Source organism: Pediococcus sp. (genome assembly GCF_003533255.1).
GTDB lineage: Bacteria > Bacillota > Bacilli > Lactobacillales > Lactobacillaceae > Pediococcus > Pediococcus parvulus.
Genome location: NZ_DOEM01000035.1, coordinates 1 through 18593, shown reverse-complemented (window position 1 = coordinate 18593; position 18593 = coordinate 1). Strand labels below are relative to the sequence as shown.

Below are 18593 nucleotides of genomic sequence, written 5' to 3'. Positions count from 1 at the left end.
TTTTTTGATACTACACTAAATGTGGTGGTTTAATAAGGTTTTGAAGCAAAACTTTTTTTGTTCACTTTTTGATGGAGAATCTAACGCTAAGTTAGTTATGTATTAAGCAAGATAATCCTTTATAATAGAACCTATAAAGAAGGAGAAAATAATGACTGAATACTATTATACACAAAATCCAGAAGTTTTACATGAGAAACGACAGTGGCAATTTACATTATTGAATCAAAATTTAACTTTTAATTCTGACAACGGTGTTTTCTCCAAAGCCACGGTTGATTTTGGAACGCGAACTTTACTGGAAGCTTTAAATTTAAAAGAATTTACGGGTGAGGTTTTAGATGTAGGGTGTGGTTATGGGCCGATTGGATTAGCAATTGCCAAGGCAGTTCCAGAAATTCATGTTGATTTGGTTGACGTTAATTTACGGGCGTTGGATTTGTGCAAAGAAAATGCCGAGCAAAATAATATTCATAACGTGACAATTTGGGAATCGGATACGTATGATAAAGTTGAGAAGACCACCTATCAAACTGTTGTTTCTAATCCACCGGTTCGCGCTGGTAAATCAGTTGTCACGAAGATCCTAGTAGAAGCAAAAAATCATTTGCAAGTTGGCGGCTCTTTAATTATTGTTTTACAAAAAAAGCAGGGCGCGCCATCGGCCAAAAAAAAGATGGAACAAGTTTTTGGCAATGCCGAAATTATTCATAAACAAAAAGGTTATTACATCATTAAAAGTGTGAAGGAGTCCCAGTAATGGCGAACGACTTATCTGTTAACCAAGAATTATATTTTATGAGTCTGGCGTATGAAGAAGCCAAAAAAGCTAAAAGCATGGGTGAGGTGCCAATTGGAGCCATAATTGTTCATAAAAATCAAATTGTTGGTCAAGGACATAACTTGCGGGAAAAAGATCAAGATGCCACTGCCCATGCGGAATTGATTGCCATTCAAGAAGCTTGTCATACGTTAAAGAGCTGGCGTCTTTGGGACTGTCAACTCTTTGTCACTATTGAACCATGCATGATGTGCAGTGGTGCAATTATTAATTCTCAATTACCAGAGGTTTATTTTGGAGCGCGGGATCCTAAAGCTGGCATGGTGCAAAGCTTGTATCAGCTTTTGAATGACCGACGATTAAATCATCAAGTGCAAGTTCACGAAGGACTTTTTCAAAAAGAAGCGAGTCAAATTATGCAAAACTTTTTCCGAGAAATTCGGGCTCGAAGAAAAAACATAAAAAAAAGTAAACAAATTAGTAGAAATTCTGAGTAAAATCGAGTATTATTAATAGTGCCGAGAGGCCTTAAGGCAAGGGTGGACTTACGAATTGTGTCAGATCCGGAAGGAAGCAGCACTAAGTCTGATCTGTCTTGTGCCTTAAGTTATTGGGAAATTGATAAACTCTTAGTCAACATGGCTAGGAGCTTTTTATTTAGGTTTATAGAAACGATTGAAGGGAATTCAAAAATGAGTTATCAAGCTTTATATCGTGTTTGGCGACCACAACGTTTCGACGAGATTGTGGGACAACAAGTCATTACCCAAACTTTAAAAAACGCACTCATTACTGGGCAAACTAGTCATGCCTATTTGTTTACTGGTCCACGGGGAACAGGGAAAACATCGGCTGCTAAGATCTTTGCTAAGGCTGTTAATTGTCACCATTTAAAGGATGGTGAGCCATGCAACGAATGTGCAACGTGTAAAGCAATTACACAAGGACGCTTAAACGATGTGATTGAAATTGATGCGGCCTCCAATAATGGTGTCGAAGAAATTCGTGATATCCGTGACAAGGCAAAATACGCACCAACCGAAGCTGATTATAAAGTTTATATCATTGATGAAGTTCATATGTTGTCAACAGGTGCGTTTAATGCGCTCTTAAAAACCTTAGAAGAGCCGCCAGCAAATGTGGTGTTCATTTTAGCAACCACTGAGCCTCAAAAGATTCCTCTCACCATTATTTCCCGAACCCAGCGTTTCGATTTTCGCCGTATTTCAACGAAAGATAGCTTTGATCGAATGGTTTACATTTTGGGTCAAAAGAAAATTACGTATGATGAAAAAGCACTAATGGTTATAGCCAAAGCTGCCGAAGGAGGAATGCGGGATGCACTTAGTATTCTGGATCAAGCCCTGTCATTTGGTGATAATGAAATCACATTAAAAAATGCACTTCAAGTTACAGGCAGCGTCAATCACGATCTGTTAAATAAATATGTAGCCGAAATTTCGGATCAACAGGTGAGCGCAGCACTGGAAACCTTAGAAAAAGTTTTGGCAGAAGGTAAAGATGCAAATCGTTTTATTGAAGATTTGATTAATTTTTGTCGGAATCTTCTGCTATATCAACAGGATCCAACGTTGATTGTTGACCAAGAGTTAGGCGATGTTGATGATCAATTTAAAACATTTGCTGCTTCTCTTTCAGCTGAACGTATCTATAAAATGATTGATCATTTAAATAATACTCAGCAACAAATGCGATTTACGACACATCCGGACGTCTATATGGAAGTTTTAACAATCAAATTGGCGCAGCCGACAACACCGGCAACTAATTCGGGTGCAGAAAAAGCACCAGTCAAACAAGCAAAAAAACCTGTGACTGACAGTGCTGAAGTCACACGGCTAGAAGATCAGGTCAAAAAGTTGGCTGATCAAGTCAAACAGTTAGAAAGCCAAAAAAGTACCGGAGCTTCAAAACCCACTAATAATATCAATCGCAGTAATGGTCCCAAGAAACACGGACGGCAAGTTAAACCAAATCTCTCAAAGATTTATCCAGTTTTAGAGAACGCAACCAAAAAAAATTTGGTACAATTAAAGGAGATCTGGCCGGATTTAATGTCAATGTTAAGTGTGACACAGCGCGCTTTAATGCATGTGGCACAACCAGTCGCAGCAAGTGAAAAAGGGGCTGTAATTGCGTTTAATTACGCTTTCTTGTATGAACAGGCGGCTGATGACGGTGATCTTCGTCAATTATTGAGTGACGATATTGATAAGCTAGTCGGTCATGATTTGAAAATTGCTTATGTGGATGCGGATCAATGGCCAGAAATTCGTCAGGGGTACATTCAACAGCATAAAGCAGATCTGCAAAGTAATAATGAAAATGCGACATCTGATGTGGAAGAGCCTCCTGCTGAAAGCGAGCAGGGAACGGATGGCGATCTACAAGAAAGTAAGGATCCGTTAGTGACGAAGGCAGAAGCTTTGTTTGGCAGTGAAACGGTAGAAATCAAAGACGATTAAACAGAAAGGCGGAGTTAAAATGCGCGGTGGAATGGGAAATATGCAAAATATGATGCGACAAATGCAAAAAATGCAAAAAAAGGTAACTGAAGAACAAGATAATTTGGATGCGACAGAATTTACAGGAGTTGCCCCTGATGATATGGTCAAAGTCACTTTTACTGGTGATAAGACAATGAAAGATATTGCGATCAAACCAGAAGCAGTGGATCCGGATGATGTTGATATGCTGCAGGATTTAGTGGTAGCAGCAGTAAATGATGCAATGAAAAAGATTACCGACGAAACTAATAAAACGATGGGTAAATACACAAAAGGTTTGCCTAGAATGTAAGAATGAGGGCTTAATAAATGCAGTATCCAGAGCCAATTGCAAAACTAATCGATAGTTATATGAAGCTGCCGGGGATTGGTGAAAAAAGTGCGACCCGATTGGCTTTTTTTACCATTAATATGGATCAAGACGACGTCAGTGAGTTCGCAAAATCCTTAGTCTCCGCTAAACGAGATTTACATTTTTGTAGTATTTGTGGCAACATTACCGAGGATGATCCGTGTGAAATTTGCCGTGATAAGAGTCGTGATCAAGCGACTGTTTTAGTTGTGGAAGATCCCAAAGACGTCATGTCTATGGAAGAGATGAAAGAATATCATGGTCTGTATCATGTGTTGCAAGGTGTGCTTTCACCAATGGAAGGTAAGGGACCAGAAGATCTGAATATCTCTAGCCTTTTGAAGCGTCTTCAAACCAATCAATCCATCAAAGAAGTGATTGTGGCCACTAATGCAACACCTGAAGGAGAAGCGACGGCTATGTATTTATCACGGTTGATTAAACCAGCTGGGATCAAAGTTACAAGATTGGCCCATGGATTATCAGTTGGCAGTGATATTGAGTATGCGGATCAAATGACCTTATTTAAGGCTGTTGAAGGCCGAACTGAAATGTAAAAGACTAAATTTAAGAAGCGAGATGGCATGTTGACAGGAAAGTTTATTTCATTTGAAGGACCAGATGGTGCTGGGAAAACGACGGCATTAAATTCAATTGTGGCGGACCTCACCCCTCAATTAAATGATAATTTAGTTGTCACACGTGAACCAGGCGGAAACCGGATTTCTGAAGCAATTCGTGATATTATTTTAGATCGAAAAAATACAGAAATGGATGATCGAACTGAAGCATTGCTTTATGCAGCGGCACGGCGACAACATATTGTCGAAACAATTATGCCAGCATTAAAGAGTGGCAAAATGGTTTTATGCGATCGTTATGTGGATAGTTCTGTTGCTTATCAGGGAGCAGGACGTGAAATTGGGGTTGATGAAGTTTACCAAATGAACCTTTTTGCAACAGCCGGCTTATTGCCAGATTTGACAATCTATTTTGATGTTCCGTCTGAAATTGGATTGCGACGCATTATGACACACCGAACGGATGAAATAAATCGATTAGATGTCGAACAACTTTCGTTTCATAAACGTGTGCGGGCGTCTTATCTTAAGATAGCTGAGCAAAATCCACAACGAATTCAAGTGATTGATGCCACACAAAGTAAAGCCAAAGTTGTTTCAGATGTTGAAAAGATTATTTATCAAGCTAATAAGGGCCTTTTTAATAAGTCAGGAGAGTGAAGATTATGAAATTAATTATTGCAATTGTCCAGGATAAGGATGCTAGTCAGTTAAGTGATCAATTTATTGATGCCAATATTCGAGCTACCAAGCTTTCAACAACGGGTGGATTTCTTAAGTCAGGCAATACAACTTACATGATTGGAATTGACGATCAGGGGGTTGATGAAGTTTTAGCAATGATTAAGGAAGCTTCACATAGCAGAGAAGAGTTTATGACACCGCCTGTGAATCTGGATGCCAGTATGGAAGGAACCACTGCGTATCCTGTCAAGGTTCAAGTTGGTGGTGCAACTGTATTCGTTATGCCAATTGAAAAATTTCAACAATTTTAATTACAGCAACAAAGGAGCAGCAAATGACTGAAGACAAAATTCAAACGGCAGTTTCAAATAAACAACCAGAGTTACTCAAACATTTTGCCCAGATCATTGCTGATCACAAATTGGCACATGCTTATTTGTTTGCTGGAGAATCAGGAATTGGAAAAGACGAATTAGCAACGTGGATTGCAATGCGTCTTTTTTGTTTAAATGTGAAAGGAAATCAACCTTGTGGGCAATGTCAGGAATGCCGACGAATTAGTACTGGACAGCATCCAGATGTCGTCATTGTCAAACCTGATGGTCTAAGTATTAAAGTTGATCAAGTTCGTTTTCTTAAATCAGAGTTTACCAAAAGTGCGGTTGAAGGAAATCAAAAAATCTTCATTATCTCTGATGCGGATAAAATGACAGCTGGAGCGGCCAACAGTTTGTTGAAGTTCATTGAAGAACCTAGTCCGAATGTGACGGCTTTTCTATTAACAACGAATAAAAACTTAATGCTACCGACCATTATTTCACGGACTGAAGTTGTGGAGCTAAAGCCCTTAGTTCCGGCGCAGTTTAAGGCTCAGTTACAAGAAAAACAAATCACGCAGAGTTTAATTGCAGTGGCAATGAACTTGACTAATAGTGTAGTTGAGGTCGAAAATTGGGTTAAAGATGATTGGCTATCACAGGTGCAATCGGCACTCAGTCGTTGGTTTTTATTGACCTTTCAAAAAGATATGCGCGCTTTTGTAGAAGTGCAATCTAACATCATTGGTTTGGCAAAGACAAAGGATTCGCAACAATTAATTCTCGATATTGTGATGTTATATTGTCGAGAAGCCTTGCTTTTAAAAGTCAATCCGCAGAATTTGCGATTGAGTTTTCCTAATCAAGATCCACAAATTGAAAAATCCTTGATGACCAAATCTTCTTCAACTTTGATGCAAGCTACTGAAAAAGCCTTAGAGGCCAAAAGCTTATTGAATCGAAATGTAAGCTTTCAAAATGTATTAGAATCTTTGACCATCAAGTTGTGCCAAATTTATTAGGTACTCTGAGATTTAATAACTGTGAATGAGGTGAGATTGTGAATAAAAGGGAAATATATGAAAGTTTTAATGGCATTCAAGATCAGACACAAAAAATGTTAGATCAAATCAAAGAACTGCAGAGTGGAATGGCAGAGATTCTAGAAGAAAATGCAGAATTAGTGATTGAAAATGATCACCTGCGCGAACAATTAGAGAAGTACGAACGGCCATCTAAAAAAGAAGCCCAAAAGAGCACTAAGCATGGTCTCTCTAAATCACGGAAAAATCTGGAGAAGTTATACGGACGTGGATATCATGTTTGTAATGAATGGTTTGGTAAGCATCGAGAAAATGATGAGCCATGTGCATTTTGTCTTGATGTCATTTATGGAGATCGGTAAAGGAGATTGAAGCGTGCAATCACAAAAAAGTTTTGCCAAAAATCAAACTAGTGGAATTCTTTACCTTGTACCAACACCGATTGGCAATTTAGGTGATATGACATTTCGCAGTGTTGAAATATTAAAAGAAGTGGATATTATTGCTTCGGAAGACACAAGAAATACACAAAAATTATTAAATCACTTTGATATTGAAACGAAACAGATTAGTTTTCACGAATATAATACGAGACAACGGGTTCCAGAGTTGGTGGAACGCTTGCGTAATGGGGAGAACATTGCCCAAGTTAGTGACGCGGGGATGCCTTCAATCAGCGATCCAGGGCACGACTTAGTGGTTGCTTGTGTGAAACAAGCTATCTCGGTGGTTCCTTTGCCGGGAGCTAATGCTGGTTTAACAGCTTTGATTGCATCTGGGTTGTCACCCCAACCGTTCTATTTCTTTGGATTTTTAAATCGAAAGCCTGCTGAGCAGAAACGACAGCTAGAAAAACTAGCAAACAAAGAAGAGACTTTGATCTTTTACGAAGCGCCACATCGACTAAAAAAAACACTCACAAATATGAGTGCTATATTTGGTGCGGACCGATCGGCCGTTTTGTGTCGAGAATTAACGAAGAAGTTTGAAGAGTTTTTACGAGGTAGCATTCAGGAACTTTTGGACTGGGCAACGGATAATGAAATTCGTGGTGAGTTTGTAGTCATCGTTGAAGGAAATGCTCATCCAGAAAATCCAGAAGAAGCTCTACCAGAAATGTCTGTGGAAGATCAAGTTACTAATCTTATTAGTACCGGTGAAAAACCAAATGATGCGATTAAACAGGTTGCAAAATTGCGTGGGCTGAAGAAACAAGATGTTTATGCAACTTATCACCATTTACGGGATTCAAAATAGATAAATCAAGAAAATGAAAGAAGGAAACCACTTGGCAGGAAAAAGATTTAGTGAGAAACATCGATTAGTATATTATGACGGTGATCGTACTTATCATGCTTCAATTCCAATGTTGGTAAATTTAATGGTTTTGGCTTCTGAAGATCAGAGCGAAGAACTTGGCGTTGGTACGGAAGAAGTTTCAAAGTACGGTGTGGGATGGGTAGTCACACAGTATTTAATGACCATTAATGATCTCCCCAAAATCGGCTCAACCATCGAGTTGTCAACCGAAGCAACCGCGCATAACAAATTTTTCTGTGAACGACGTTTTTCAATTGCTGATGAAGCAGGAAATTCGTTATTAGAAGCTAACAGTAACTTTGTTTTAATGAATCATAAAACACGGCGAATGGGAAAACTAATCCCTGAATTGCTTGATCCATATGGTAGTGATGAAGTCAAACGCATTACCAGATTGCCACGTGTTCCGAAAATTACGGATGACCAAGGAACTGTTTCAAAAGAGTATCCTGTGCGTTACTTTGATTTGGATACTAACGGGCATGTCAATAATTCGCATTATTTTGAATGGCTGCTTGATGTATTACCAGCAGAATTTTTACAAACTCACATTCCAACTCGCTTGAACATTCAGTATCACAAGGAAATCCAATATGGTCACATTGTGAAAAGTGAAGTTGTCAAAACAAATGAAACAGATACCGAGATAAATACGTTACATAAAATGACAGTTAATGGCGAAATTTATTGCGAAGCAGAATGTAGTTGGAAAACAGTAACAGCTAATTAATTTGTTGTGTAATCGTTATGGTATAATCGAGTCATAAATTATGAAATACGGGGAGGCAAATTATGTCAGTTTTAGTCCTTGGTGGAGCAGGTTACATTGGATCACATATGGTCAAAAGGTTGATTGAACAAAATGAAGATGTTGTCGTTATTGACAATTTGGTTACAGGTCATCAACAGGCAGTTTCTAAGCAAGCCCGCTTTTATAAGGGTGATGTCCGAGATCGTGCATTTTTAGATCAAGTTTTTCAAAAAGAATCAATTGATACGGTGATTCATTTTGCAGCTTTTTCAATTGTGCCTGAATCAATGAAGGATCCACTGAAGTATTTTGATAATAATACGGGTGGTGTCATTACTTTATTAGAAGCGATGCATGCTAATCATGTTTCACGCATTGTCTTTTCGTCAACAGCAGCAACTTATGGTAATCCAGAAAATGCCATGATTAAAGAAACAGACGTTCAAGCACCTATCAATCCTTATGGTGAAAGTAAGTTAATGATGGAAAAAATCATGCATTGGGCAGACGTTGCTTATGGAATTAAGTTTGTAGCCTTGCGTTATTTCAATGTTGCCGGGGCTGCAGCTGATGGTAGTATTGGTGAGGATCATCATCCAGAAACACATTTAATTCCGATTGTTTTACAAGTAGCATCTGGAAAACGGGCAGAATTACAAATTTTTGGTGATGATTATGAGACACTAGATGGTACAAATGTACGTGACTATGTCCACGTCACTGATCTGGCAGATGCTCACATTTTGGCTATGAAGTACTTACAGGCAGGTAATGAGAGTAATGCGTTTAACTTAGGATCCTCAACTGGATTTTCAGTTAAACAAATTTTGGAAGCGGCCCGTCAAGCAACAGGCAAAGAAATCCCAGCTAAAATTGCGGCCCGCCGTCCAGGTGATCCAGATACGTTAGTTGCTAAGAGCGATAAGGCAAGAGAAGTCTTGAAGTGGCAACCACAATATGACGATATTCATGAAATTATTAAAACGGCTTGGAATTGGACCCAAAAGCATCCTAATGGTTTTGAAGACGAAAACTAAAACTGGAGAACTCGAGAATCGTTAATGATTTCGAGTTCTTTTTTATCAATTGTCATTCATCATGGAAATTGTGATAAGATATTTAGGGAAGAATACGAAAAGTTAGTTTTTTAACTATAAAGTAATTATAAACATTTTTAATGAAAAGGACGTATTATGAAAGTATTGGCATTGGACACTTCAAATCGACCGTTAAGTGCAGCGGTTTTGGATGATAATCAGCTATTGGCCATGACGACTACCAATATTCGAAAAAATCATAGCATTCAGTTGTTGCCAATTGTAGAAACACTTTTGAAACAAACTGGGTTGGAAGCAGAAGATTTGCAACGAATTGTTGTGGCACAAGGACCAGGCTCATATACAGGCTTAAGAATTGCTACAACTACTGCAAAGACATTGGCCTATACTTTAAACGTTGATTTGGTTGGTGTCTCTAGTTTAAAGACATTGGCAGCTAATGTGAACGACGAGGGTCGAATCATTGTGCCTTTATTTGATGCCAGAAGAGATAATGTGTTTGCTGGAATTTACCAACGAACTGCTACCGAAATGAAGACGATTATGGCCGACCGTCATATTTCAATTAAACATTTAATTGCTAATCTGTTAGAAATGCAAGTCCCTGTGTGGTTTATTGGGCAAGACGTTTCCATTTATGAAGAAACCCTAAAATTACAATTGACTGATAATTTTCACAGGGTATCGCGTGCACAAGATTTGCCAGATGCATATGTATTAGGACAACTCGGCTTAAACGAGAAACCGGTTGAGCATCCCTTTAATTTTGTGCCTAAATATTTACGTTTGACGGAAGCAGAAGTTGAATGGAAGAAAAAACATCCACACGAGGATACGAAGCCGTATGTTGAAAAAATTTAGAGAACTTATTCAAAATCGTTTTTTTAATCGTACTAAACAATTACGAGAACAAGCATTTGAAATTCATGATCATGTCATTCAAATTGAAGATGACACTTATTTTATTGCCAAAGCCATGATCCCAGATATTCCAGATATTTTGAATGTGGAACGTTCTGTCTATGAAGGACAGACTCCTTGGGATCGCGCGGCCTTTGCGAATGAACTACGCCGTAAGTTTGATCGACTTTATTTGGTGATTCGGTATCACGATCGCATGCTTGGCTTTATCGGTGCCTCTTTTGACGATCGAACAAAGACGGCCCATATTACAAATGTGGCTGTGGTTGAAGATAAACAGAACCGGGGAATTGGGTCTTATTTACTCAAAATAATGATTGGTAAGGCAGAATTTATTGGTTATAAAAAGCTCACTCTCGAAGTCCGCAAAAGTAATGCGCGCGCCCAGGCGTTGTATTTAAAATTAGGGTTTGAGAAAACCGGTGTCAAGGCCCATTATTACTTTGGCGATCATGAAGATGCCATTGATATGACATTGGCACTGACACAAAAAGAGTAGGAGAATTATGGATAAGAAAAACTTGATTTTGGCATTTGAATCCAGCTGTGATGAAACCAGTGTGGCAGTCATTGAAAATGGTGAAAAGATTTTGTCAAATGTGGTAGCAACGCAGATCAATAGTCACAAACGATTTGGCGGCGTTGTGCCAGAAGTGGCTAGTCGTCATCATATTGAACAGGTCACAATTTGTATTGATGAAGCATTGAAAGAAGCAAATGTGAAAACAACCGATTTAACGGCAGTTGCGGTCACATATGGTCCAGGATTGGTGGGAGCATTGTTAGTTGGCGTTGCGGCCGCCAAAGCGTTTGCCTATGCGAATAACTTGCCATTGATTCCAGTGAATCATATGGCAGGTCATATCTATGCGGCTCGATTTGTTAAGCCCATTGAGTTTCCTGTGATAGCTTTATTGGTTTCAGGCGGGCATACGGAATTAGTATATATGCCTTATGAAAATGAATTTCAAATTATTGGCGAAACTCGTGATGATGCGGCTGGCGAAGCTTATGATAAAATTGGCCGTGTGTTAGGAATAACTTATCCAGCGGGCAAGGACATTGATGAATTAGCACACAAGGGTAAAGATAGTTTTCATTTTCCTCGCGCTATGATGCACGAAGAAAACTTTGATTTTAGTTTCAGTGGTCTAAAGAGTGCTTTTATTAATACTGTGCATCATGCAGACCAAATTAATGAAACTTTGGATCGGGCTGACTTAGCGGCTAGTTTTCAACAAAGTGTCATCGATGTCATTGTGGAGAAAACATTATGGGCATGCGAACAGTTTTCCATTAAACAGCTGATTTTAGCCGGAGGGGTTGCCGCAAATCATGGTTTGCGTGATACCTTGTCAGAAAAATTAAGTGAGCAATATCCGGACTTGGATTTTGTTAAAGCGCCTCTCAAATTATGTGGGGATAACGCTGCAATGATTGGTGCGGCTGGTTATGTAGCTATGAAACATCATGTTTTTGCGGACGCAAGTTTAAATGCAGAACCAAGTTTAGAATTTGACTGGGTCCCAGATGCCGTCAAATAAAACGAAGTGGAGACAAGTAGATGACAGATAACAAATTTACTAAAATGAAAGACGAAATCGACATGTTTATTGATCGTGGTGATATTTATGGCGCTTCGTTTAGTTTTATTAATGAAAATCAGATCGATAGTTTTTACCATGGTTTTCAAGGTAAAGATGCGTTTGCGGAACGTTTAGATCCTTCTATGATTTATGATTTATCTTCATTAACCAAAGTAGTGGCAACAACTACCCGTGTTTTTCAGTTATTGGCAATTCATGAATTAGGCCTGAAAGATTCTGTTACGGCTTATTTGCCTGGCTTTTCACATCCAGAGGTGACCATTGAAAATCTATTGTTGCACAATAGTGGTTTGCCAGCCGATGTAGAAAATGAACGCAATTTGACGGGTGTGGAACTCATCAAAAAGTTGTACGAGGATCCACTGGTGTATCAACCGGGAGAAAAGACGGTTTATTCAGATTTAGGTTTTATTCTGTTGGGTTTAATTATTCGCTCTTTAAATGGTTCGATTGATAAAAGTGTGCAGGATCATATTTGGTACCCGTTGGCAATGACTAATACTGGCTACAATTTGAACCGACCGAAGTCTCGGTTTGTGCCGACCGAAGTGGATGCCCAACGAGGCCAAATTCAAGGCCAGGTACATGATTACAAGGCACTGTTACTAAATGGAGAAAGTGGTCATTCTGGACTCTTTTCTACCTTGAGCGATTTAACTGTTTTTACTGAAATGATGATTAATCGGGGAAAATATCAGAAAAAAGAAATTTTGGATCCTAACTTGTTTGATTTAATGGCAAGCTATGATGAAAATGGGCGCACTTTGGGTTGGCGACGTGTTAACCATAAGGAACAGTATGTTCAGACTGGCTATACTGGCACCATTTTATCGTTTGATCCTGAAATTAAACGTGGGTTTGTATTTTTAACTAACCGTATTTACCCAACTCGGGAAAACAGCCGATGGAGTGAAGATCGGGATCGCTTAATTGACTTATTTTTCGAAGACTAGTTATTAAACTAAAAAAGACCAAATTTCGTAGTCACACATCACGTGATTTTGAAATTTGGCCTTTTTTAATTCAATTTTTCGAGTTGTTCACTAAGTTGGGTCCATTTATTTTCAACCTGTGTAATTTTATCCTGTGTTTCGGTTAATTTGTTTTGTAATTCTTCAAGTTTTAAATGATCGTTAAAAAATTGGGGATCGGCCATTTTGGTTTGAATTTGCGTTTCAGCTTCAGAAAGTTCATCTAATTGTTTTTCTTGTTTATCAACTTCTCGTTGCAATTTTCGCTGAATCTTCTGATTTTCTTTGGAAGCACGGTAGTCTTGTTGCTTCGTACTTTCATTAGAATTGAAAACGTCATCAGTCCCATCAGTTGCGTCTACAGAATTAGTTTCTTGGTCTGCTTTTTTCATTAAATAATAATCGTAATCACCTAAGAACAATTGACTTCCATGAGGTGAAATTTCAAGTATTTCGGTTGCAACCCGGTTAATGAAATACCGATCATGAGAAACAAACAAGACAGTACCATCAAAGTCATTAAGAGCATTTTCAAGCACCTCGCGGCTATCAATGTCTAAATGATTCGTCGGTTCATCCAAAATAAGAAAATTGTCAGCTTGCATGGTCAGTTTAGTGAGTAATAAGCGAGCTCGCTCGCCGCCACTAAGGTTTTTCACCGGCTTTAAGACATCATCACCAGAAAATAAGAAACTACCAAGAAGTGAGCGAATGTCCTTTTCGGGAACTAGGGGATGCTGATCCCATAATTCATTCAAAACCGTTTTTTTATCATCAAGGTTATGTTGTTCCTGATCATAATAGCCAATTTCAACGCCAGCACCAAGTCTGACCGTGCCATCAAGCAAAGGAATTTTACCCAGAATAGTTTTCAATAACGTTGATTTACCAATTCCATTTGGACCCACAATTCCTAAGACGTGATGTTTATTAAGCTCGATATTAATTGGCGCAGACAAAACGTGATCATCGTAACCAATGGCGGCCTTTTGAACGGTTAATACCACATTACCACTGGCATGGTTAGCTGCAAAATGAAAATGCATTTCTGCGTTGTTATCGGTAGGACGATCTAAAACAGTCATTTTTTCCAATTGTTTACGACGGCTTTGCGCCCGTTTCGTTGTAGATGCACGCACTAAATTCTTGTTAACGAAATCCTCTAACTTATCAATTTTAGTTTGTTGTTTTTCGTAGGCTTTCCATTCCGTTTTCAAACGGGCAGCCTTTTGATCGACATAGGCTGAGTAGTTACCAGTGTATGCAGTTAATGTCTTTCGATCCATATCAAGAGTTCGTGTCACAACGTGGTCTAAAAAGTACCGGTCATGAGAAACTATGAGTAAAGCGCCACTATATGATTTGATATATTTTTCCAACCAAGCCAACGTATTCATGTCAAGATGGTTTGTTGGTTCATCTAAAACTAGTAAGTCATGTTGTTCCAACAACAGTTTGGCTAAGGCCAGTTTTGTTTTTTGACCGCCAGAAAGGGTGTTTACTGGCCGTTGGTAAACGGCTTCTTCAAATCCAAAGCCGTGTAAGACGCCACGAATTTCAGCCTGGTAGCCAAATCCATTACGAGCTTTGAACTCTTGCTGTTTTTGATCATACAAATTAGATAATTTTTCGAATTCTTTTGCGTTTGCAATGACAGTGGGATCACCAAGTTGATTTTCTAGTTCATGAATTTCTTTTTCGAGTTGAATAACAGCCTTAAAAACAGTCAGCATTCCATCCCAAATTAAATTATCAGTATTCAGGCCTTGATTTTGAGCCAGATAGCCTATTGAAAGGTCCTTTTTGGTTGTGATTTCACCAGAATTTGGACGAGTGTCGCCAATTAGCATCTTAAGCAGGGTGGTTTTGCCGGCGCCGTTACGTCCAACCAAACCGATTCGATCCTGTTCTTGAATGTCAAAAGTTACATGAGAAAACAAGGGCTCACCGCTAAACTCACGGCTAACATCTTGGGCTTGTAATAAGATCACAATCATTCATCCTTTCGTGTTGCTCTTTTATTATATCTTAAATTTTGTTTTCTGTAGTAAGTGGTAAAATAAAGTTTGTTAATTATTCACAAACTTCATTGGAGGTTTACAAAATGGAAACAAAAATTCCAGAAGCAACTGCTAAACGGTTGCCACTTTATTATCGATATTTAAATAATTTATTGTATGCAAACAAGTTGCGAGTTTCTTCTGCTGAGTTAGCCGAATCAATTCAAGTCGATGCGGCCACAATTCGCCGCGATTTCTCCTATTTCGGGCCATTAGGGAAGCGCGGATATGGGTATGACGTTCACAAATTAATTGATTTCTTTAAAAAGATATTGGATCAAGACACGCTTACGAACGTTGCCCTCATTGGGGTTGGTAATTTAGGCCATGCCTTGTTAAATTTTAATTTTCATAAAAATAGCAATGTCAGGATCAGTGCGGCGTTTGACGTTAATCCTAAATTGATTGGCTCCGTGCAAAGTAATGTGCCTGTTTATGACATGAGACAATTACAAGAACAGCTGAAGGATCAACGGATTGAAATCGCCATTATTACGGTTCCAGCCACAATTGCCCAAAAAGTAGTGGACGAGTTAGTCCAGGGTGGCATTAAAGGAATCATGAATTTCACCACTGTGCGGATTTCTGTGCCAGAAGGCGTTCGTATTCAAAATATTGATCTTACCAATGAATTACAAACTTTAATTTATGCCATTAATCATGGTTAAATGATCAAAGCCCTAGAAAAGGGAGGACAACTAAAGAGTTCATTAGAATGTGAGCAATCATCGAGGTTTGAATTTTGCCGGTATGATGGTACAGCCAACAAAACCATAGTCCAATAGTGGCATAGAGCACAATATGACCGTCCGAATGAGCGATTGCAAATAAGCCACTAGAAATCAAGGCAGTTAGTATCTGTGAGACTTTAGGGCCTAAAAAGCCAAAGAGATTTGAGAGATTTCCAAAAAGAGTTTTTCGAAAAACAATTTCTTCCATAATGGGAGCGCCAATAATAATGGGCAAGACAAATAAGGGATAATTTTTGATGATTTTTAAAATGGCACTCGTATTTTGAGAAGCTGCACTTCCACCAGTTTGAACGGTTACTTTGAGGATAAGGCTCTGTAAAAATATGACAATAATAAAACCGAGAATGCCCCACAGAATAATCTGCCAGGTATGACTCGATTTTTTTTCGGGAAGGTTTTGGGGCATATTATGAAATGCCAAAAAGCCTAAAATTAGTGCACCAGCTAAATAATCGATAATTTGGACGCTAAAGATCATGCTGTGTGTGAATTTAAAAAAGCTATTTAGGAAGCTTGGCAAAAGATACACAATTAAATACGTAATTAAGATATAGATAGATTTCTTTTCAAGTTTCAACTGACGACACCTCACAAATATTACTATAGTATAGCATGTTTAAAGGCTTTTGAATTTTTTCGTCAAAAAAGGTCAGTAAAATGCTTGCATTCTAGTTTGAGAATGATATAGTAAATATTGTTGTTAGCACTTAGCAGTTAAGAGTGCTAAATTTATAAAATAAATAACTGGAGGGATTCATTTTGTTAAAACCATTAGGAGATCGCGTGATATTAGAAGCACAGGAAGAAGAAGAACAAACTGTTGGTGGCATCGTCCTTGCAAGCAATGCTAAGGAAAAGTCACAAAGCGGCAAGGTTGTTGCTGTGGGTGATGGACGCGTATTAGATAACGGTGAAAAGGTTGCACCTTCTGTTAAAACCGGTGACACAGTTATATTTGATAAATATGCCGGTACTGAAGTCTCATATGAAGATAAAAAGTACTTGGTACTTCATGAAAAAGATATTGTGGCAATTATTGACTAACTAAAATTAGAATTCTTGAGGTGAAATATTTATGGCAAAAGAAATAAAATTTTCTGAAGATGCACGGACAAAGATGTTAAAGGGTGTCGACAAATTAGCTGACACTGTTAAATCAACAATTGGACCAAAAGGACGCAACGTTGTTTTGGAGCAATCGTATGGTTCACCAACAATTACAAATGATGGTGTGACGATTGCTAAGGCGATTGACCTTGAAGATCATTTTGAAAACATGGGTGCTAAGTTAGTATCGGAGGTTGCTTCAAAAACTAACGATATTGCTGGTGATGGTACCACAACAGCTACTGTTTTGACCCAGGCAATTGTGAATGAAGGTATGAAGAACGTGACTGCTGGTGCCAACCCAGTTGGTATCCGTCGCGGAATTGAACGTGCAACAAAGGCTGCCGTTGAAGGCCTTCACAAGATGTCACATGATGTTAAAACTAAGGACGATATTGCCCAGGTTGCTTCAATTTCAGCTGCTAACGAAGAAGTTGGTAAGTTAATTGCTGACGCTATGGAAAAGGTTGGAAACGATGGTGTCATCACTGTTGAAGAATCACGTGGGGTTGATACAACCCTTGATGTGGTTGAGGGAATGCAATTCGATCGTGGATACATGTCTCAATACATGGTAACTGACAACGATAAAATGGAAGCTGATTTAGACAATCCTTACATTTTAATTACGGATAAGAAGATTAGCAATATTCAAGATATCTTACCATTGTTACAATCTGTTGTTGAACAAAGTCGTTCACTTTTAATCATTGCTGATGATATTACAGGTGAAGCTTTACCAACATTGGTATTGAATAAGATGCGTGGAACCTTTAATGTTGTTGCTGTTAAGGCACCAGGTTTTGGCGATCGTCGTAAGGCTCAACTTGAAGATATCGCAACCTTGACTGGTGGTACTGTAATCACTGATGATCTAGGTTTGAACTTAAAAGATGCAACCATTGATCAATTAGGCCAAGCAAACAAGGTTACTGTCACAAAAGACGACACAACAATCGTTGAAGGTGCTGGTGACAAGGATCAGATTGCAGAACGAGTTGCGACAATCAAACAACAAATTTCAGAAACTACATCTGATTTTGATAAGGAGAAGTTACAAGAACGCTTAGCTAAATTAGCAGGCGGTGTGGCTGTTGTCCGTGTCGGTGCAGCTACTGAAACTGAACTTAAAGAAAAGAAGTATCGAATTGAAGATGCTTTGAATGCTACTCGAGCAGCTGTTGAAGAAGGTTTTGTTCCTGGTGGTGGTACAGCATTAGTTAATGCTATTTCATCTCTTGATGGCCTTAAAGCTGATGGTGACGAGTTAACAGGTATCAACATTGTTAAACGTGCTTTGGAAGAACCAGTTCGTCAAATCGCTGAGAATGCTGGTGCAGAAGGCTCTGTCGTTGTTGAAAACTTGAAGAAGCAGAAGCCAGGTATTGGTTATAATGCAGCTACTGGTAACTGGGATGACATGGTTAAAGCCGGAATCGTTGACCCAACTAAGGTTACTCGTTCTGCTTTACAAAATGCAGCCAGTGTTTCAGCTTTGTTGTTAACAACTGAAGCCGTTGTCGCTGACAAACCAGAACCCAAAGATGATGCAGCAGCCGGTGCACAACCACAACCAGGTGGCATGGGCGGCATGATGTAATTCGTTAAACAATTAAAGCCGTAAAATTAGATTCAATTCTAATTTTACGGCTTTTTTATATCCTCAACTAAAGGTCGAAACTACAAAAACTTATCTTGTTGCTTGATATGAAAATGTTCATGGCAACAAAATTAAATAAAATGCCGTCTTCCAGCAAATT

The 18593-nt window shown here is 38.7% G+C and carries 21 protein-coding genes and 1 other RNA gene; 20 read left to right on the top strand and 2 right to left on the bottom strand.

The window, feature by feature from the left end; genetic code table 11:
* Positions 1–151 precede the first annotated feature (151 nt).
* From DD627_RS08245 to DD627_RS08165, 17 genes are all read left to right on the top strand, one after another.
* Complete coding sequence (locus tag DD627_RS08245; protein WP_057784488.1) at positions 152–760, top strand: class I SAM-dependent methyltransferase; 609 nt, start codon at positions 152–154, stop codon at positions 758–760.
* Entirely contained in the window at positions 760–1278 is a 519-nt protein-coding gene (gene tadA / locus DD627_RS08240; protein ID WP_068807902.1) for a tRNA adenosine(34) deaminase TadA, read from the top strand. The genes DD627_RS08245 and tadA overlap by 1 nt, the downstream gene beginning before the upstream one ends.
* 28 nt (positions 1279–1306) lie before the next feature.
* Positions 1307–1393: signal recognition particle sRNA small type (ffs, locus tag DD627_RS08235), an RNA gene on the top strand.
* 80 nt (positions 1394–1473) lie between these two features.
* Entirely contained in the window at positions 1474–3267 is a 1794-nt protein-coding gene (gene dnaX / locus DD627_RS08230; protein ID WP_057784486.1) for a DNA polymerase III subunit gamma/tau, read from the top strand.
* 19 nt (positions 3268–3286) lie between these two features.
* Positions 3287–3601 carry a YbaB/EbfC family nucleoid-associated protein gene (locus DD627_RS08225; RefSeq protein WP_057784485.1) on the top strand — a complete coding sequence of 105 codons (315 nt, stop codon included), beginning with the start codon at positions 3287–3289 and terminating at the stop codon, positions 3599–3601.
* A gap of 17 nt (positions 3602–3618) precedes the next feature.
* Positions 3619–4218, top strand: a complete 600-nt coding sequence (gene recR / locus DD627_RS08220) for a recombination mediator RecR (protein ID WP_057784484.1) — start codon at positions 3619–3621, stop codon at positions 4216–4218.
* Between the two features lie 30 nt (positions 4219–4248).
* A complete protein-coding gene (gene tmk, locus DD627_RS08215; protein WP_186806966.1) occupies positions 4249–4902 on the top strand; it encodes a dTMP kinase in 654 nt (217 codons plus the stop codon).
* A gap of 5 nt (positions 4903–4907) precedes the next feature.
* The gene (gene darA, locus DD627_RS08210; RefSeq protein WP_260267891.1) at positions 4908–5237 is read left to right on the top strand and encodes a cyclic di-AMP receptor DarA; all 330 of its coding nucleotides are present in this window, start codon (positions 4908–4910) and stop codon (positions 5235–5237) included.
* 23 nt (positions 5238–5260) lie between these two features.
* On the top strand, positions 5261–6265 hold the full coding sequence (holB, locus tag DD627_RS08205; RefSeq protein ID WP_260267893.1) for a DNA polymerase III subunit delta': 1005 nt from the start codon (positions 5261–5263) through the stop codon (positions 6263–6265).
* A gap of 38 nt (positions 6266–6303) precedes the next feature.
* A complete protein-coding gene (locus DD627_RS08200; protein WP_068807896.1) occupies positions 6304–6648 on the top strand; it encodes a DNA replication initiation control protein YabA in 345 nt (114 codons plus the stop codon).
* A gap of 13 nt (positions 6649–6661) precedes the next feature.
* Positions 6662–7543: a 16S rRNA (cytidine(1402)-2'-O)-methyltransferase gene (gene rsmI, locus DD627_RS08195; protein ID WP_057784480.1), complete on the top strand. Its 882-nt coding sequence runs from the start codon at positions 6662–6664 to the stop codon at positions 7541–7543.
* 31 nt (positions 7544–7574) lie between these two features.
* Entirely contained in the window at positions 7575–8336 is a 762-nt protein-coding gene (locus DD627_RS08190; RefSeq protein ID WP_057784479.1) for an acyl-[acyl-carrier-protein] thioesterase, read from the top strand.
* 62 nt (positions 8337–8398) lie between these two features.
* The gene (gene galE / locus DD627_RS08185) at positions 8399–9394 is read left to right on the top strand and encodes a UDP-glucose 4-epimerase GalE (RefSeq protein WP_057784478.1); all 996 of its coding nucleotides are present in this window, start codon (positions 8399–8401) and stop codon (positions 9392–9394) included.
* A gap of 156 nt (positions 9395–9550) precedes the next feature.
* On the top strand, positions 9551–10276 hold the full coding sequence (gene tsaB / locus DD627_RS08180; RefSeq protein WP_057784477.1) for a tRNA (adenosine(37)-N6)-threonylcarbamoyltransferase complex dimerization subunit type 1 TsaB: 726 nt from the start codon (positions 9551–9553) through the stop codon (positions 10274–10276).
* Complete coding sequence (gene rimI, locus DD627_RS08175) at positions 10260–10835, top strand: ribosomal protein S18-alanine N-acetyltransferase (protein WP_057784476.1); 576 nt, start codon at positions 10260–10262, stop codon at positions 10833–10835. The genes tsaB and rimI overlap by 17 nt, the downstream gene beginning before the upstream one ends.
* A gap of 7 nt (positions 10836–10842) precedes the next feature.
* Positions 10843–11880 carry a tRNA (adenosine(37)-N6)-threonylcarbamoyltransferase complex transferase subunit TsaD gene (gene tsaD / locus DD627_RS08170; protein ID WP_260274838.1) on the top strand — a complete coding sequence of 346 codons (1038 nt, stop codon included), beginning with the start codon at positions 10843–10845 and terminating at the stop codon, positions 11878–11880.
* Between the two features lie 20 nt (positions 11881–11900).
* A complete protein-coding gene (locus tag DD627_RS08165; RefSeq protein ID WP_260274839.1) occupies positions 11901–12896 on the top strand; it encodes a serine hydrolase domain-containing protein in 996 nt (331 codons plus the stop codon).
* 65 nt (positions 12897–12961) lie between these two features.
* On the opposite strand, the gene DD627_RS08160 is transcribed toward DD627_RS08165, so the two are convergent.
* Positions 12962–14905, bottom strand: coding sequence for an ABC-F family ATP-binding cassette domain-containing protein (locus DD627_RS08160; protein ID WP_260274840.1), 1944 nt, complete (start codon positions 14903–14905; stop codon positions 12962–12964).
* Between the two features lie 113 nt (positions 14906–15018).
* On the opposite strand from DD627_RS08160, the gene DD627_RS08155 reads away from it, so the two are divergent.
* Entirely contained in the window at positions 15019–15642 is a 624-nt protein-coding gene (locus tag DD627_RS08155) for a redox-sensing transcriptional repressor Rex (protein WP_068807880.1), read from the top strand.
* A 4-nt stretch (positions 15643–15646) separates the two neighbouring features.
* On the opposite strand, the gene DD627_RS08150 is transcribed toward DD627_RS08155, so the two are convergent.
* Positions 15647–16303 (bottom strand): CPBP family intramembrane glutamic endopeptidase, encoded by a 657-nt coding sequence (locus tag DD627_RS08150; RefSeq protein ID WP_057784471.1) that lies wholly within the window; start codon positions 16301–16303, stop codon positions 15647–15649.
* Between the two features lie 182 nt (positions 16304–16485).
* Here DD627_RS08150 and groES point away from each other — a divergent pair, with 182 nt between their 5' ends.
* On the top strand, positions 16486–16770 hold the full coding sequence (groES, locus tag DD627_RS08145) for a co-chaperone GroES (RefSeq protein ID WP_057784470.1): 285 nt from the start codon (positions 16486–16488) through the stop codon (positions 16768–16770).
* A gap of 31 nt (positions 16771–16801) precedes the next feature.
* Entirely contained in the window at positions 16802–18433 is a 1632-nt protein-coding gene (gene groL / locus DD627_RS08140) for a chaperonin GroEL (protein WP_057784469.1), read from the top strand.
* Positions 18434–18593: the final 160 nt, after the last annotated feature.